Genomic DNA, 15,642 nt, shown 5'->3' on the forward strand with positions numbered 1-15,642 from the left:
TACTTCGGTTTTCAGGCCTGATGGGGAACGACCATCAGGCATATAGTCTGTCCGTGCTGCATAGCAATCGAGAGGGCAAGGAGTTCCCGCCCCATTTCGTTCTAGTTAGTTAAGTGCTTTATCATTCGGTTCTTTGAACAGCGCTTGCATTTCGTCCGACAGTTCGAAGTTCATGTTCAGGTTTTTCGGTGGGATCGGATTTTTGAACCACTTATCAAACCATTTCGCGGCTTCGCCTGAAGTCTGCGCCTGGGCGATGGTGTCATCCATCAGCTTTTTGAACTCAGGATCGTTCTTACGCAGCATGCAGCCGTAAGCTTCCTGAGACTGTGGTTTGCCGACGATTTCCCAGTTGTCCGGTTTCTTCGCCTTCGCGCGTTCACCGGCCAGCAGGGCATCATCCATCATAAAGGCAACGGCGCGACCGCTTTCCAGGGTACGGAAAGAGTCACCGTGGTCTTTAGCGCTGATGATACGCATATCCATTTTTTGCTCGTCGTTCAGCTTGTGCAGCAGAATTTCAGAGGTGGTACCTGAGGTGACAACAACCGCTTTGCCTTTCAGGTCCGGGAAGTCTTTAATGTCGCCGCCTTTTTTCGCCAGCAGACGGGTGCCGACGACAAAGATGGTGTCAGAGAAAGCGGCCTGTTTCTGGCGCTCAAGGTTGTTGGTGGTGGACCCGCACTCAAAGTCGAAAGTGCCGTTTTGCAGCAGCGGAATACGGTTCTGCGACGTAATCGGGATCAGCTTCACCTGCAGATCGGGCTTGTTCAGCTTCTTCTTCACGGCTTCAACGATGGCGTTGGAGTAATCCTGAGAATAACCCACCACTTTCTGCTGATTGTCGTAATAAGAGAACGGCACGGAGGATTCACGGTGACCGACGACGATAACGCCGTTTTTGGCGATCTTGTCCAGCGTGCCGCCTGCGGCAGGGGCCGCATCTTCCGCATGTACCAGACCGGCTGACATTCCCATTACCAGCATTGCTGCGGCTAGCTTACGTAATTGCATATCCAACTCCTTATCGTCTGCGCCGTCGACGCAGTGATACCTATTGTGAGTGTCTGTGTTGTTATCACCTGCAACTTAAGCGTGCAGTGTTTTACCTGTTTGTTAACATTTAGTCTGGCTTAATGTAAAGATATTGCTGCGTTATTGTTTATTTTTGCGAAGTGCGCCGCACCGTTTAGAGGCAAAAATCCCTCGTTGCACCGTTTCGGTGCTACTGGTGAACTGCTTTAGTGCGACGACGTTGCGCTGAACGCCAAAAACAGGTTTGCCTTTGTTAACAAAGCAATAGGCGTGCCAGAATGGAAGAAGAGAATGGAGAATGGTAGGCCGGATAAGACGCGTAAGCGCGGTTATCCGGCCTGATGCAGGGAGTAATCGATTATTTACGACGTTGACGCAAACTCATTAACACGGCGGCAAAACCGAACAGCGCGGTCAGGAGCCACAGCGGCCAGTTGCCGGTGCGAGCATATGGCGTTAAGCCTGTTGTTGGCGTTACATCGACGGTTAACACCTGGCGCGTAAATTGCGGGATCATCGCCTGAATCTCGCCCTGCGGACCAATCACCGCTGTAATACCGTTGTTAGTACTGCGCAGCAGGGGGCGTGCCAGCTCCAGCGAGCGCATCCGCGCCATCTGGAAATGCTGCCAAGGACCAATCGACTTACCAAACCACGCATCGTTGGAGATGGTTAGCAGAAAGTCCGTGTCCGGGCGGAAGTTATCGCGTACCTGTTCACCCAAAATGATCTCGTAGCAAATCGCGGCGGTCAGTGCTAAACCGTGCGCATGCAGCTGCGGCTGAATGTACGGGCCGCGGCTGAACGAGGACATCGGCAGGTCAAAGAACGGCGCTAAGGGGCGCAGAATGGATTCCAGCGGCACAAACTCACCAAACGGCACCAGATGGTTTTTGTTGTAGCGGTTGGTGGAGTCATAACGGTAAGGATTGTCTTTCCCCAACGTGATGATGGTGTTGTAGGTGTCGTAACGGTTCTGCTTGTTCAGTCGCGCATCGACAATACCGGTAATCAGCGAGCTGTTCTTTGAACGCAACAGGTCATCCAGCATGCCCAGAAAGCGCTGCTGGTTGATTTCCAGATCCGGAATGGCGGATTCCGGCCAGATGATCAGCTGCGATTTCCCCATTTCGGGCTGCGTCGCATCCAGATAGATCTTGAGCGTATTCATCAACTGGCCTTCGTCCCATTTCAACGACTGCGGGATATTGCCCTGAACCAGCGACACGCGGGTTGTTCTTTCCGGCTCCAGGGTGAACCACTGGATATAGCGCAGTGGGAAAGGGAGCGCGAAAAGAATGATGGCGACCACCAGCGGACGCCAGTTACGGCTGACCAGCGAGAGAACCAGCAATCCGCTGACCATCATCAACAGGAAGTTAATGGCTTCGACACCCATGACCGGTGCCAGCCCTTTCAGCGGGCCGTCGATCTGACTGTAGCCGAACTGCAGCCACGGAAATCCGGTCAGCACCCAGCCACGCAGAAATTCCGTTAGCTGCCAGACCACCGGTGCGGCAATGGCAACCCGCAGCCAGCTGGTTTTTGGCCACAGACGCGCAAGTACGCCAGCAAACAGTCCGGTATACAGTGAAAGGTATGCCGCGAGCAGCACCACAAGGAAGACGTTCACCGGGCCTGGCATCCCGCCAAACTGCGCGATGCTGACGTAAACCCAGTTGATACCTGTACCGAAGAGTCCCAGTCCCCAGAAATAGCCGATAGCAGCTGACTGACGCGGGCGACGATTCAGGGTGAGTGCCTGCAAGCCCATCAGCGACACAATCGCAGCGGGCCAGATGTCATAAGGAGAAAAAGCCAGCGTACCGCAGGCACCGAATAATAACGCCAGCAGCAGGCGAATGCGCTGGCGTTCAAGTAATGAGGCAAAAGCCATTGAGTTCTTCTTCCCGTTCGGTGTTATTCGTCCAGTTTTGGCTGGGGGGAGTCATCCGGAATTCTGACATGAACCTGAATAATACGACGGCTGTCGGCCATGGCCACTTTGAACTGGTAACCATCGATATCAATGGTTTCACCCCGTGCGGGCAGGTGACCAAACGCCTGCATCACCAGACCCCCAATGGTATCGACCTCTTCGTCGCTAAAGCTGGTGCCGAAGGCATCATTGAAGTCTTCGATCGGCGCGAGCGCGCGAATGGTCCAGGTATGGCGACTGAGCTGACGGAAGTCGATATCATCTTCTTCGTCGTATTCATCTTCGATTTCACCGACGATCAGTTCGAGGATATCTTCAATGGTGACCAGACCAGAGACACCGCCGAATTCGTCGATGACGATAGCCATATGGTAACGCTGAGAGCGAAACTCTTTGAGCATACGGTCAACGCGTTTGCTCTCCGGGACGACAACGGCCTGGCGTAACACTTTCTCCATGCTGAAGGCTTCGGCATCGCTGCGCATAAACGGCAGCAAGTCCTTGGCCATCAGAATCCCTTCAATGTGATCTTTGTCTTCGCTGATCACCGGAAAACGCGAGTGGGCTGACTCGATGATGACATCGAGGCATTCGTCCAGCGTCTGGTTGCGTTTCAGGGTAATCATCTGGGAGCGGGGAATCATGATGTCGCGAACGCGCTGGTCCGCAATGTCCATCACCCCTTCGAGCATATCGCGCGTATCTTCATCGATAAGGTCGTTCTGCCCGGAATCACGGATCAGCGCCAGCAATTCATCACGGTTTTTCGGTTCACCGTGGAAAAGTTGGCTCAGTAACAGGGAGAAAAATCCCTTCTTGCTGCTTAACGTGTCACTACTGTGTGAATTGTCGTCGCTCATGGCGTCGTATGGGTTCTCTTGTTAGTTAATCTCTTGCTCAATGCGCGCAAACTCAGCGCATGGCATCACCAGAAACCACCGGGCATTCGCCCGGTCGCTTATTCCTTCTCGGCAATGTACGGATCCTCATAGCCCAGAGCAAGCATAATCTCTGTCTCGAGGGATTCCATCTCTTCTGCCTCGTCGTCTTCGATATGATCGTAACCCAGCAAATGCAGGCTGCCGTGGACGACCATGTGCGCCCAGTGGGCATCCAGCGGCTTACCTTGATCCCGGGCTTCCTGTTCAACTACCTGACGGCAGATGATCAAATCACCGAGCAGCGGCATTTCAATCCCTGGCGGCGCTTCAAACGGAAAAGAGAGCACGTTGGTCGGCTTATCTTTCCCACGATAGGTCAGATTGAGGTCGTGGCTTTCGGCCTCGTCCACCAGGCGAATCGTCACTTCTGATTCTTCCTGAAATTGCGGGATAACCGCATTCAACCAGGCCTGAAACTGGCTCTCTTCCGGCAAACCGCTGTTGTTCTCACACGCCAGTTGCAAATCAAGGATCACCTGACTCATTTCTGTTCCTGTTGTTCCTGAGCTTCACGCTTGCGCTCGGCAGCCAGCTCGGCTTTACGTTTTTGTTCGGCTTCTTCCCAGGCTTCATAGGCGTTAACGATACGGGCTACCACCGGGTGGCGCACGACGTCTTCGCTGTGGAAGAAGTTAAAGCTGATCTCGTCGACCTCTGCCAGCACCTCAACGGCATGGCGCAGACCCGATTTGATGTTGCGCGGCAGGTCAATCTGCGTGACGTCGCCGGTAATCACCGCCTTCGAGTTAAAGCCGATACGGGTCAGGAACATCTTCATCTGTTCGATAGTGGTGTTCTGACTTTCATCAAGAATGATAAAGGCATCGTTCAGTGTACGTCCGCGCATATAGGCCAGCGGAGCCACTTCAATCACGTTGCGCTCAATCAGCTTTTCAACTTTCTCGAAGCCGAGCATTTCGAACAGGGCGTCATACAGCGGGCGCAGATACGGGTCGACCTTCTGGCTCAAATCGCCTGGCAGGAAGCCCAGTTTTTCCCCGGCTTCAACCGCCGGACGGGTCAGCAGAATACGGCGGATCTCCTGGCGCTCAAGGGCATCCACGGCAGCGGCAACGGCGAGGTAGGTTTTCCCTGTACCGGCAGGACCGACGCCGAAGGTGATGTCATGGTCGAGAATGTTGGCGATGTACTGCGCCTGATTAGGTGTACGCGGTTTAATCACACCACGCTTGGTTTTGATATTGACCGCTTTGCCGTACTCGGGAACGCTCTCAGCGCTCTGCTCAAGCACACGCGCTTCTTTAATCGCAAGGTGGATTTGTTCCGGTTCGATATCCTGCGTCTGGCCGCGCATCGGCGCAGTATCCACATACAGGCTGCGCAGGATATCTGCCGCAGCGGTGACGCAAATCGGGCGACCGGTCAGTTTAAAATGGTTGTCACGGCGGTTAATCTCGATGCCGAGACGGCGTTCCAGCTGTTTGATGTTGTCGTCAAACGGGCCGCAAAGGCTCAGCAGGCGGGCGTTGTCTGCGGGCTCAAGGGTAATTTCGCGAGTGTCTGTGTTCAAACTGTTCCTCTTATGCATAGGGAGCCGGAAGGCGAACATTCACCGGCCTGTCAGGAAATTATTCACGCCACGGGTGAAAGGCGCAAGCACTGGAATAAAGATGGGGGCGCAGAGAGGAAATACAAGAGCCTTATCGGGCCTGTGAAGCGTCGTGCTTTGTAGGCCCGATAAGCGCAGCGTTATCGGGCATTTTGACGTTTTCAGCAGAATTAAGGCTGCCAGAACCCGACGCCAATCTCGTTCTCTTTACGGGTTCGCGCAATCACCGATTCCGGGGTTTCTGCAATGCGCAGACCCATTTCGTCTTCGGTACGCACCACTTTCCCGCGCAGTGAGTTGGTCCAGACATCGGTAATTTCCACATCGACAAATTTACCAATCATCTCCGGCGTGCCTTCGAAGTTCACCACGCGGTTATTTTCGGTACGACCAGACAATTCCATGATGCTCTTACGCGACGTTCCTTCTACCAGAATACGCTGAACGGTGCCGAGCATACGACGGCTCCAGGCCATTGCCTGCTGGTTAATGCGATCCTGAAGAATATACAGACGCTGTTTCTTCTCTTCTTCCGGCACATCATCGACCATATCGGCGGCTGGCGTTCCCGGACGTGCAGAGAAGATGAAGCTGTAGCTCATGTCGAAATTAACGTCAGCAATCAGCTTCATGGTCTGCTCGAAGTCCTGGGTGGTTTCACCTGGGAAGCCGACGATGAAGTCGGAGCTTATCTGAATGTCCGGACGTGCCGCACGCAACTTGCGAATGATCGCTTTATATTCCAGCGCCGTGTGGGTACGTCCCATCAGATTCAGTACGCGATCCGAACCGCTCTGTACCGGCAGGTGCAGGAAGCTCACCAGTTCCGGCGTGTCGCGATAGACGTCGATAATGTCGTCGGTGAACTCGATCGGATGGCTGGTGGTGAAGCGGATGCGATCGATACCGTCAATGGCGGCAACCAGACGCAGCAGGTCGGCGAACGAACCGGTGGTACTGTCGTAGTTTTGTCCGCGCCAGGCGTTGACGTTCTGGCCAAGCAGATTGACTTCACGGACGCCTTGAGCCGCAAGCTGGGCGATTTCAAACAGAATGTCATCAGACGGACGGCTGACTTCCTCACCGCGGGTGTAAGGCACCACGCAGTAAGTACAATATTTGTTGCAGCCTTCCATAATAGAGACAAACGCGGTCGGACCTTCCGCACGCGGTTCTGGCAGGCGGTCAAACTTCTCGATCTCCGGGAAGCTAATATCAACAACCGGACTACGGTTGCCGCGAACGGAGTTAATCATTTCCGGCAGGCGATGCAGCGTTTGCGGCCCGAAGATAATGTCGACATAATGCGCGCGTTGGCGGATATGATCGCCTTCCTGAGACGCCACACACCCGCCGACGCCGATGATCAGATCGGGATTTTTCTCTTTCAAGAGCTTCCAGCGGCCCAACTGATGGAAGACTTTTTCCTGAGCCTTCTCGCGGATTGAGCAGGTATTCAGCAGCAGCACATCCGCTTCTTCCGCCACATCGGTCAGTTGATACCCGTGAGTGGCATCCAGCAGATCGGCCATCTTCGATGAATCGTATTCGTTCATCTGACAGCCCCAGGTTTTAATATGGAGTTTTTTGGTCATCGACTTGCTCTTGCGAAATAGTGGCTGAATTGCAGGGCGCATAGTGTAATGCTTTGCTGCCCTGGTGACCAGTATGACCGTTATCAGCCTCAAGGGGTAAAAAATCCTGTAAACTTGTCTTATTCATGCAACAGGATGATTGACCATGACAAATCAACCAACGGAAATTGCCATTGTCGGCGGGGGAATGGTCGGTGGCGCACTGGCGCTGGGACTGGCACAACACGGCTTCACAGTAACGGTGATTGAACACGCCGCGCCTGCGCCGTTTGTTGCACACAGCCAGCCGGACGTGCGTATTTCGGCGATCAGCGCCGCCTCGGTTTCACTGCTGAAGGGACTCGGCGTCTGGGATGCCGTGCAGGGGATGCGCAGTCATCCCTATCGTCGACTGGAAACCTGGGAGTGGGAAAACGCACATGTGGTGTTTGACGCCAGCGAACTGAAGCTGCCGCTACTTGGGTATATGGTTGAAAACAACGTTCTGCAACAGGCGCTCTGGCAGGCGCTGGAAGCGCATCCGAAAGTGACGCTGCGGGTTCCGGCTTCGCTGATTGCGCTGCATCGCCATAACGAACGTCATGAGCTGGAACTGGCCGGTGGCGAGCGAATCACCGCAAAACTGGTGATTGGCGCGGATGGCGCAAATTCGCAGGTGCGGCAGATGGCCGGCATTGGCATTCACGCCTGGCAGTATGCGCAATCCTGTATGCTGATTACCGTTCAGTGCGAGAATGACCCTGGTGACAGCACCTGGCAGCAGTTTACGCCGGAGGGGCCGCGCGCGTTTCTGCCGCTGTTCGATAACTGGGCATCGCTGGTGTGGTATGACTCACCGGCGCGGATCCGTCAGTTGCAGGGGCTAAGTATGTCGCAGCTTCAGACGGAGATCGCGAAGCATTTCCCGGCGCGTCTGGGACAAGTGATGCCCGTCGCGGCAGGTGCGTTTCCGCTGACGCGCCGTCATGCCCTACAATATGTGCAGCCGGGGCTGGCGCTGGTTGGTGATGCGGCGCACACCATTCATCCGCTGGCCGGGCAGGGGGTAAACCTGGGCTATCGCGACGTGGATGCGCTGATTGATGTGCTGGTGAATGCCCGCAGTTATGGCGAGGCCTGGGCGAGTCAGCCGGTTCTGAAACGTTACCAGACCCGGCGCATGGCGGATAACTTCATCATGCAAAGCGGGATGGATCTGTTCTACGCCGGATTCAGTAATGATCTGCAGCCGCTGCGAATTATTCGTAACCTTGGACTAATGGCGGCTGAACGCGCTGGCGTGTTAAAACGTCAGGCGCTGAAATACGCATTAGGGCTGTAGCGTTGATAAAGGCCTGATGGCGGTACGCTTATCAGGCCTGTTCGTTGGTCACTAGCAGAAAAGCAAAAAGCTCGCCGAAGCGAGCTTTTCTGATGTGGCTGGGGTACGAGGATTCGAACCTCGGAATGCCGGAATCAGAATCCGGTGCCTTACCGCTTGGCGATACCCCAATGGTATGTCGGTTATCTCGCGCCAGACTCAGCCCGGTGCTTTACAGCCTGGAGATATCCAATAGTGCAGTACATCTTGAAATTTGGCTGGGGTACGAGGATTCGAACCTCGGAATGCCGGAATCAGAATCCGGTGCCTTACCGCTTGGCGATACCCCAACAAATTGTTTTTGAACCCGTTTAAAGAAACTAACGTGTTCTGAATATGGTGGCTACGACGGGATTCGAACCTGTGACCCCATCATTATGAGTGATGTGCTCTAACCAACTGAGCTACGTAGCCAGGGTGTTTCTTCGATGGCTGGGGTACCTGGATTCGAACCAGGGAATGCCGGTATCAAAAACCGGTGCCTTACCGCTTGGCGATACCCCAATGACCGTCGCGGTAATCCGCAAACTCGAAGAAAAATGGCTGGGGTACCTGGATTCGAACCAGGGAATGCCGGTATCAAAAACCGGTGCCTTACCGCTTGGCGATACCCCATCCGTGCAACGCTTTTATGGGAATGGTGCGGGAGGCGAGACTTGAACTCGCACACCTTGCGGCGCCAGAACCTAAATCTGGTGCGTCTACCAATTTCGCCACTCCCGCAAAAAAGATGGTGGCTACGACGGGATTCGAACCTGTGACCCCATCATTATGAGTGATGTGCTCTAACCAACTGAGCTACGTAGCCCTCTTTTTTCGCGCTTACCTTATCGGCGTTGCGGGGCGCATTATGCGTATTGAGCCTTGAAGCGTCAACCCCTTTTTCATCGAAAACGCCCGGAATGTGACTGTTTGGTTAGGTTGCGAACAGCGTGGCGCAATATTCGGCAATTATTGGTTATTAATCGCTTTCTGAACCGTTTTTCAGGATCAAAAAAGGGCCCCGAAAGGCCCTTTTTCATCAGCGTGGCTTATTGATAAGCGGACTGGTGAACACCCACTGCGCGACCGGATGGATCGTTCATGGTTTTGAACGCTTCGTCCCATTCGATCGCCTTAGCAGAAGAGCAGGCGACGGAAGGGCCACCCGGTACACATTCTGCGGCGCTTGGTACCGGGAACAACTCTTCGAAGATCTCGCGGTACAGATACGCTTCTTTTGAGGACGGCGTGTTGTACGGGAAGCGGAAGCGGGCGGTTTCCAGTTGCTGATCGGAAACTTGCTTAGCGGCCACCTCTTTCAGGGTGTCGATCCAACTGTAACCCACACCGTCGGAGAACTGCTCTTTCTGACGCCATGCGACGCTTGCCGGCAGATAGGATTCAAAACATTCGCGAAGGATATGTTTTTCCATCTTGCCGTTGCCGCACATTTTATCTTCCGGGTTGATGCGCATCGCCACGTCGAGGAATTTTTTATCCAGGAACGGGACGCGTGCTTCCACCCCCCAGGCCGACATCGCCTTGTTGGCGCGGGCGCAGTCGAACATGTGCAGCGCCTGGAGTTTGCGTACGGTCTCTTCGTGCAGTTCTTTGGCATCTGGCGCCTTATGGAAATAGAGATAGCCGCCGAACACTTCATCCGACCCTTCGCCAGACAGCACCATTTTGATGCCCATCGCCTTGATCTTACGCGACATTAAGTACATCGGCGTGGAGGCGCGAATGGTGGTGACATCGTAGGTTTCGATGTGATAAATCACGTCGCGGATCGCGTCCAGCCCTTCCTGTACCGTAAAGTGAATCTCATGGTGTACGGTCCCCAGATGGTTCGCCACTTCCTGCGCGGCTTTCAGATCCGGAGAGCCTTCCAGACCGACGGCAAAGGAGTGGAGTTGCGGCCACCAGGCTTCAGAACGTTCGTCATCTTCGACACGACGGGCGGCGAATTTTTTGGTGATCGCTGAGATAACGGAAGAGTCCAGGCCGCCAGAGAGCAGCACGCCGTAAGGCACGTCTGACATCAGGTGGCTTTTGACGGAATCTTCCAGCGCCTGACGCAGTTCGTTTTTGTCGGTAACGTTATCTTTTACCGCGTCAAAATCGAACCAGTCACGCTGATAGTACTGACGGATTTCACCGTCTTTGCTCCACAGATAGCTCCCCGCCGGGAACTCTTTAATGGTGCGGCACACCGGCACCAGCGCTTTCATTTCTGACGCCACATACAGGTTGCCGAATTCGTCGTAGCCCATATACAGCGGGATAATGCCGATATGGTCGCGACCAATCAAATATGCATCCTGCTCGCTGTCATACAGCGCGAAGGCAAACATCCCTTGCAGGTCGTCAAGAAACTCTACGCCTTTTTCCTGATACAGCGCGAGGATCACTTCGCAGTCAGAGCCGGTCTGGAACGCGTAGCGATCGCCATATTCTGCACGCAGCACCTGGTGGTTATAGATTTCACCGTTGACGGCCAGCACGTGGGTTTTCTTTTCGTTATACAGCGGCTGCGCACCGGCGTTGACGTCGACAATCGACAGACGTTCATGGGCCAGAATGGCCTTATCACAGGCATAAATACCGGACCAGTCCGGGCCGCGATGGCGCATCAGGCGTGACAGCTCAAGCGCTTTTTTACGCAGTTCACCTGCATCTGACTTAATATCGAATACGCCGAAAATTGAACACATAACCTTCTCCGTTAACCTGTTGCGTAATGCTTTTTGTGTTTGCTTGCTAAAGAAAATGCCGCAAAGAAACAAGAGGCGCAAGGGGTTTGCGGTCTGAAAAAGAAAAAACGCAATGGCTATTGCTGAATGGTGAAAAAAGATTACGTATTGAGCATATTCATTGATGAATTATCAGTTTTTTGCCGTTTTTGTTGAATGGTGTGATTTTTTCAGAAGACGAAAATGAAAAACCACGTCCTGGGACGTGGTCTGGGTTAAATAACGTCGATTTCGGCGACGGAGGGATAAATCCAGCTCGGGCGGAACGGCATGCTGTCGATGTCATCCAGCGTGGAAACGCCGGAGAGCACCAGAATGGTTTCGAGTCCCGCCTGGAAGCCCGCGAGAATATCGGTGCGCAGGTTATCGCCGACAATGACCGTCTCTTCCGAGTGCGCCTGCATTTTATTTAACGCCGCGCGAATGATCCACGGACTGGGTTTACCAACGTAGAACGGTTTACGACCAGAGATTTTTTCGATACCTGCACAGAGCGCGCCACAGGCCGGATAAAACCCGCGACCGTGAGTGTCCGGGTTGGTGGCGATAAAGCGTGCGCCGTTTGCCACAAAGTAAGCTGCTTTGTGCATCATGTCCCAGTTGTAGGAACGGGTCTCGCCAACGATAACGAAATCCGGGTTTACATCGGTAATGGTGAAACCGGCTTTATACAATTCGTGGATCAGTGCGCCTTCGCCGACCACATATGCCTTTTTCCCTTCCTGACGACGCAGGAAATCGGCGGTCGCCATTGCCGAGGTATAAAACACGCTGTCCGGCACATTGACGCCAGCCGTCGCGAAACGGTTCGCCAGATCCTGGCCGGTCTGCGACGGGTAATTGGTCAACAGCACCAGCGGCAGGCCTTTTTCCATTACGCCAGTCAAAAATTCCGCCGCACCCGGTACGGCGACGTTGTCGTGCATTAGCACGCCGTCGATATCACAAATGACATTCTTAATGGTCATGAACTACCCAGGAGATGTGTTATTAATCCGATACTATAAGAGCGCATCAGTTTTCCAGCAAATGCTGGAGCAAAATACCGTTGAGCATAGCGCGTTTTACCAGCGCAAACGCACCGATGGCTGAGCGGTGATCCAACGTAGAACGCACCACGGGCAAATTCGTGCGAAACGCCTTCAGCGCCTGCGTATTAATGCAGCTTTCAATGGCGGGTAACAGCACTTTATCGGCTTCGGTGATCTCACCGGCAATCACGACTTTTTGTGGATTAAACAAGTTGATGGCGATCGCAATGGTTTTGCCCAGATGACGCCCGACGTGCTCGATCACCTCAGAAGCCAGGCTGTCGCCCTTATTTGCCGCCTTGCAGATGGTTTTGATCGTGCAGTCTTCCAGCGGAACACGGCTCTGGTAACCTTGCTTGAGCAGATTAAGAACGCGATGTTCAATCGCCGCGTTTGCAGCAATGGTTTCCAGACAACCGAAATTGCCGCAGTGGCAGCGCTCGCCCAATGGTTCAACCTGGATGTGACCAATCTCGCCAACGTTGCCGTTACGACCAATAAAAATTCGCCCGTTAGAGATGATTCCGGCGCCTGTTCCGCGGTGGACGCGCACCAGAATGGAGTCTTCGCAATCCTGACTTGCACCAAAGTAGTGCTCTGCCAGCGCCAGACTGCGGATATCGTGACCGACAAAACAGGTGACGAGGAACCGCTTTTCCAGTGCCTCAACCAGTCCCCAGTTCTCCACCTGAATATGCGGCATATAGTGGATCTTGCCGCTTTCCGGATCGACAAGCCCCGGCAGAATCACGGAAATGGCGATGAGCTCGCGGATTTTGCGCTGATTGCTGTCAATAAAAGCGGTAATGGCGTTGAGCAACGCGTGTTCCAGCGTTTCCTGCGTCCGTTCGGGCAGAGGATAGTGCTCTTCCGCCAGCACTTTGCTGCTCAGGTCGAACAGGGTGATGGTCGCGTCGTGGCGGCCAAGACGCACGCCAATGGCGTGAAAACTGCGGGTTTCGGTGACGATAGAGATGGCGCGGCGGCCTCCGGTGGAGGCCTGTTGATCGACTTCTTTGATCAGTCCGCGTTCAATCAGTTGACGCGTAATTTTGGTTACGCTGGCGGGGGCAAGCTGGCTTTGTTCGGCAATCTGGATCCGCGAGATTGGCCCATGCTGGTCAATCAGGCGGTAAACGGCCGCGCTGTTAAGCTGTTTTACGAGATCAACATTACCTATTTGAGCTTGTCCGCCTGGTGTCATACTTTCTCTTACTCAGTAACGACCTCGTTACCATTAACGATGGTCTTGATGATTTTAAAGTCGTGTGTGAAAGCGGTCAGGTTCGCCACTTTACCCGCCGCGATACTGCCGAGGTGTTTCTCAACACCGATGGCACGCGCAGGGTAGAGGGTCGCCATGCGCAGCACTTCGTCGAGTGCGATACCGCAATGTTCAACCAGATTACGCACGCCTTCAATCATGGTTAGTGATGAACCGCTCAGCGTCCCGTTCTCATCTACACAGAGTCCATTGCGGTAGTATATTGTTTTACCAGCAAAAATGAACTGTTCAATATTTGCCCCTGCCGGCGCAGTCGCATCCGTCACCAGGCACAGTTTGTCGCCTTTCAGCCGTTTGGCGTTGCGGATATTGGCATAGTCAACGTGCAGACCGTCGGCAATCACGCCGCAATAGATATCAGCTTCATCCAGAATCGCACCTGCCAGGCCCGGTTCGCGTCCGGTGATATAAGGCATCGCATTGAACAGATGTGTAGCAAAGGTGATACCTGCACGGAACCCGGCTTTCGCTTCTTTCAGCGTGGCGTTGGAGTGCCCGGCGGAGACTACAATCCCGGCATTCGCCAACTTGCTGATCACTTCCGCAGGAACCATTTCCGGTGCCAGCGTCACTTTGGTGATTACGTCGGCATTATCGCACAGGAAATCGACCAGCGCAGCGTCAGGCTGACGGACAAAGCTCGGATTGTGCGTCCCTTTTTTCACCAGGTTCAGCCACGGGCCTTCCAGGTGCAGACCCAGCGCCTGATTCGGATGTTTGGCCAGGTATTCACGCATCATGCGAATGCCTTGCTTCATGAGATCATCGCTGGTGGTAATCAGCGTAGGCAGGTAGTTGGTGCAGCCCGATTTCTCGTTGGCCTTCTGCATGATCTCCAGCGTTTCAACGGTGACGGCTTCTGCCGTGTCGTTAAACTGCACGCCGCCGCAGCCGTTGAGCTGGACATCGATAAAGCCGGGGGAAAGAATGGCCCCGTTCACTGAACGTTGCTCGATCTCTGGCGGCAGTTCTGCCACAGGACAAACGCGGTCAATCAGGCCATTGGCGACAACAATCGCATGGTCATCAAGAATTTCGTGACCGGTGAAGATCCGGCCCTGGGTTAAAGCATACATTCCGACCCCCGATTTCAAAAAAAATGCCGCCCTGAACATAAAACAGGGCGGAGACTACATTACAGACCTTTGATATTTTCGGCTTCTAACTCGTTGAAATATTTCAGTGTCTTAACTTTCAGTTCCATTGTGGACGGCTCATCGCACACCACAACCGCTTTCGGATGCAGTTGCAGACAGCTGATGGTCCACATGTGGTTCACATTGCCTTCCACCGCAGCTTGCAGCGCCTGCGCTTTCTGCGAACCCAGCACCAGAATCATCACTTCTTCAGCGTCCAGCAGGGTACCCACGCCAACGGTCAGCGCGTACTTCGGTACCTGATCCACGTCGCCGTCAAAGAAACGGGAGTTTGCCACACGGGTGTCATGCGTCAGGGTTTTGATACGGGTACGAGAAGCCAGCGACGAAGCCGGTTCGTTAAAGGCGATATGACCATCATTGCCGACACCCCCCATGAACAGGTGGATTTTACCGTAGGAACGGATCTTTTCTTCATACTGACGGCATTCGGCGTCGATGTCCGGCGCGTTGCCGTTGAGCAGGTTGATATTTTCTGCTGGAATATCAACATGGTCAAAGAAATTGCGATGCATAAAGCTGTAGTAGCTTTCCGGATGCTCTTTTGGCAAGCCGACATATTCGTCCATATTGAACGTCACGACGTGTTTGAAGCTAACCTGGCCCGCTTTGTGCATTTCGACTAAGGCTTTATACGCTGTCAACGGCGTGCCGCCTGTCGGCAGACCCAGAACAAACGGACGATCGGCTGTCGGTTTGAACGCGTTGATGCGATTAACGATATGGCGTGCCGCCCATTTGCCGACCTGTTCAGCGGAAGTCAGGGGAATTAGTCTCATTCTTCACCTCAGAAAGTAAATGTAAGCCGTTGACGGATTGTGCAGGTGCATGGCAAAGCGTAACCTGGCATGCATCAGTTGGGTCAATCTGTCTTGATTTTTTGAATGATAAAATAAGTTTTCCCACATAGCCAGTAAAAGGGAGTGAATATAACGATATTTGGTGACTAAACTCACAAAAAACACGCTTTTAATTTGCGGTACGAATTAAATTT

At 53.7% G+C, this 15,642-nt stretch carries 12 protein-coding genes and 7 tRNA genes; 1 reads left to right on the forward strand and 18 read right to left on the reverse strand.

The annotated features are described in order from the left end of the window. Positions 1-105: 105 nt before the first annotated feature. The 6 genes from AOY24_RS03185 to miaB all read right to left on the reverse strand — a co-directional run bounded on the left by AOY24_RS03185 (position 106) and on the right by miaB (position 7,080). Positions 106-1,014 carry an amino acid ABC transporter substrate-binding protein gene (locus AOY24_RS03185; protein WP_054176132.1) on the reverse strand — a complete coding sequence of 303 codons (909 nt, stop codon included), beginning with the start codon at positions 1,012-1,014 and terminating at the stop codon, positions 106-108. Between the two features lie 379 nt (positions 1,015-1,393). Further along, positions 1,394-2,932: an apolipoprotein N-acyltransferase gene (gene lnt / locus AOY24_RS03190; RefSeq protein ID WP_054176133.1), complete on the reverse strand. Its 1,539-nt coding sequence runs from the start codon at positions 2,930-2,932 to the stop codon at positions 1,394-1,396. A 23-nt stretch (positions 2,933-2,955) separates the two neighbouring features. Next, entirely contained in the window at positions 2,956-3,834 is an 879-nt protein-coding gene (gene corC / locus AOY24_RS03195; protein ID WP_054176134.1) for a CNNM family magnesium/cobalt transport protein CorC, read from the reverse strand. Positions 3,835-3,932: 98 nt separating this feature from the next. Beyond that, positions 3,933-4,400: an rRNA maturation RNase YbeY gene (gene ybeY / locus AOY24_RS03200; RefSeq protein ID WP_043001409.1), complete on the reverse strand. Its 468-nt coding sequence runs from the start codon at positions 4,398-4,400 to the stop codon at positions 3,933-3,935. Further along, positions 4,397-5,446, reverse strand: a complete 1,050-nt coding sequence (locus tag AOY24_RS03205; protein ID WP_043001408.1) for a PhoH family protein — start codon at positions 5,444-5,446, stop codon at positions 4,397-4,399. Before AOY24_RS03205 ends, ybeY begins: the two co-directional genes overlap by 4 nt. Positions 5,447-5,655: 209 nt before the next feature. Beyond that, complete coding sequence (miaB, locus tag AOY24_RS03210; protein ID WP_054176135.1) at positions 5,656-7,080, reverse strand: tRNA (N6-isopentenyl adenosine(37)-C2)-methylthiotransferase MiaB; 1,425 nt, start codon at positions 7,078-7,080, stop codon at positions 5,656-5,658. A 145-nt stretch (positions 7,081-7,225) separates the two neighbouring features. Between miaB and ubiF the strand changes: the two genes are divergently transcribed. Next, the gene (ubiF, locus tag AOY24_RS03215; RefSeq protein ID WP_054176136.1) at positions 7,226-8,401 is read left to right on the forward strand and encodes a 3-demethoxyubiquinol 3-hydroxylase; all 1,176 of its coding nucleotides are present in this window, start codon (positions 7,226-7,228) and stop codon (positions 8,399-8,401) included. Between the two features lie 95 nt (positions 8,402-8,496). On the opposite strand, the gene AOY24_RS03220 is transcribed toward ubiF, so the two are convergent. The 12 genes from AOY24_RS03220 to nagB form a co-directional block, all read right to left on the reverse strand. Then, positions 8,497-8,571 (reverse strand) — tRNA-Gln (locus AOY24_RS03220). Between the two features lie 84 nt (positions 8,572-8,655). Next, positions 8,656-8,730, reverse strand: a tRNA-Gln gene (locus AOY24_RS03225). Positions 8,731-8,777: 47 nt separating this feature from the next. After that, a tRNA-Met gene (locus AOY24_RS03230) sits at positions 8,778-8,854 on the reverse strand. Between the two features lie 15 nt (positions 8,855-8,869). Further along, positions 8,870-8,944, reverse strand: a tRNA-Gln gene (locus AOY24_RS03235). 36 nt (positions 8,945-8,980) lie between these two features. Then, positions 8,981-9,055: transfer RNA gene (locus AOY24_RS03240), tRNA-Gln, on the reverse strand. 23 nt (positions 9,056-9,078) lie between these two features. Continuing rightward, a tRNA-Leu gene (locus AOY24_RS03245) sits at positions 9,079-9,163 on the reverse strand. 8 nt (positions 9,164-9,171) lie between these two features. Continuing rightward, positions 9,172-9,248, reverse strand: a tRNA-Met gene (locus AOY24_RS03250). 223 nt (positions 9,249-9,471) lie between these two features. Further along, complete coding sequence (asnB, locus tag AOY24_RS03255) at positions 9,472-11,136, reverse strand: asparagine synthase B (RefSeq protein WP_054176137.1); 1,665 nt, start codon at positions 11,134-11,136, stop codon at positions 9,472-9,474. Positions 11,137-11,390: 254 nt separating this feature from the next. Then, the gene (gene nagD, locus AOY24_RS03260) at positions 11,391-12,143 is read right to left on the reverse strand and encodes a ribonucleotide monophosphatase NagD (protein WP_042320681.1); all 753 of its coding nucleotides are present in this window, start codon (positions 12,141-12,143) and stop codon (positions 11,391-11,393) included. 46 nt (positions 12,144-12,189) lie between these two features. Continuing rightward, positions 12,190-13,410 (reverse strand): DNA-binding transcriptional regulator NagC, encoded by a 1,221-nt coding sequence (gene nagC / locus AOY24_RS03265; protein ID WP_043001404.1) that lies wholly within the window; start codon positions 13,408-13,410, stop codon positions 12,190-12,192. A gap of 8 nt (positions 13,411-13,418) precedes the next feature. Further along, complete coding sequence (gene nagA, locus AOY24_RS03270; RefSeq protein WP_054176138.1) at positions 13,419-14,567, reverse strand: N-acetylglucosamine-6-phosphate deacetylase; 1,149 nt, start codon at positions 14,565-14,567, stop codon at positions 13,419-13,421. 59 nt (positions 14,568-14,626) lie between these two features. After that, positions 14,627-15,427: a glucosamine-6-phosphate deaminase gene (gene nagB / locus AOY24_RS03275; RefSeq protein ID WP_043001402.1), complete on the reverse strand. Its 801-nt coding sequence runs from the start codon at positions 15,425-15,427 to the stop codon at positions 14,627-14,629. Positions 15,428-15,642: the final 215 nt, after the last annotated feature.

Source organism: Citrobacter sp. CtB7.12, assembly GCF_001297795.1.
GTDB lineage: Bacteria > Pseudomonadota > Gammaproteobacteria > Enterobacterales > Enterobacteriaceae > Citrobacter_A > Citrobacter_A amalonaticus.

What these genes read in the sequence shown, in the direction of transcription:
- ybeY (WP_043001409.1), bottom strand. Translation starts at nt 4,400, where the DNA reads ATGAGTCAGGTGATCCTTGATTTGCAACTGGCGTGTGAGAACAACAGC.
- lnt (WP_054176133.1), bottom strand. Translation starts at nt 2,932, where the DNA reads ATGGCTTTTGCCTCATTACTTGAACGCCAGCGCATTCGCCTGCTGCTG.
- asnB (WP_054176137.1), bottom strand. Translation starts at nt 11,136, where the DNA reads ATGTGTTCAATTTTCGGCGTATTCGATATTAAGTCAGATGCAGGTGAA.
- nagA (WP_054176138.1), bottom strand. Translation starts at nt 14,567, where the DNA reads ATGTATGCTTTAACCCAGGGCCGGATCTTCACCGGTCACGAAATTCTT.
- ubiF (WP_054176136.1), top strand. Translation starts at nt 7,226, where the DNA reads ATGACAAATCAACCAACGGAAATTGCCATTGTCGGCGGGGGAATGGTC.
- nagD (WP_042320681.1), bottom strand. Translation starts at nt 12,143, where the DNA reads ATGACCATTAAGAATGTCATTTGTGATATCGACGGCGTGCTAATGCAC.
- AOY24_RS03185 (WP_054176132.1), bottom strand. Translation starts at nt 1,014, where the DNA reads ATGCAATTACGTAAGCTAGCCGCAGCAATGCTGGTAATGGGAATGTCA.
- nagC (WP_043001404.1), bottom strand. Translation starts at nt 13,410, where the DNA reads ATGACACCAGGCGGACAAGCTCAAATAGGTAATGTTGATCTCGTAAAA.
- miaB (WP_054176135.1), bottom strand. Translation starts at nt 7,080, where the DNA reads ATGACCAAAAAACTCCATATTAAAACCTGGGGCTGTCAGATGAACGAA.
- nagB (WP_043001402.1), bottom strand. Translation starts at nt 15,427, where the DNA reads ATGAGACTAATTCCCCTGACTTCCGCTGAACAGGTCGGCAAATGGGCG.
- corC (WP_054176134.1), bottom strand. Translation starts at nt 3,834, where the DNA reads ATGAGCGACGACAATTCACACAGTAGTGACACGTTAAGCAGCAAGAAG.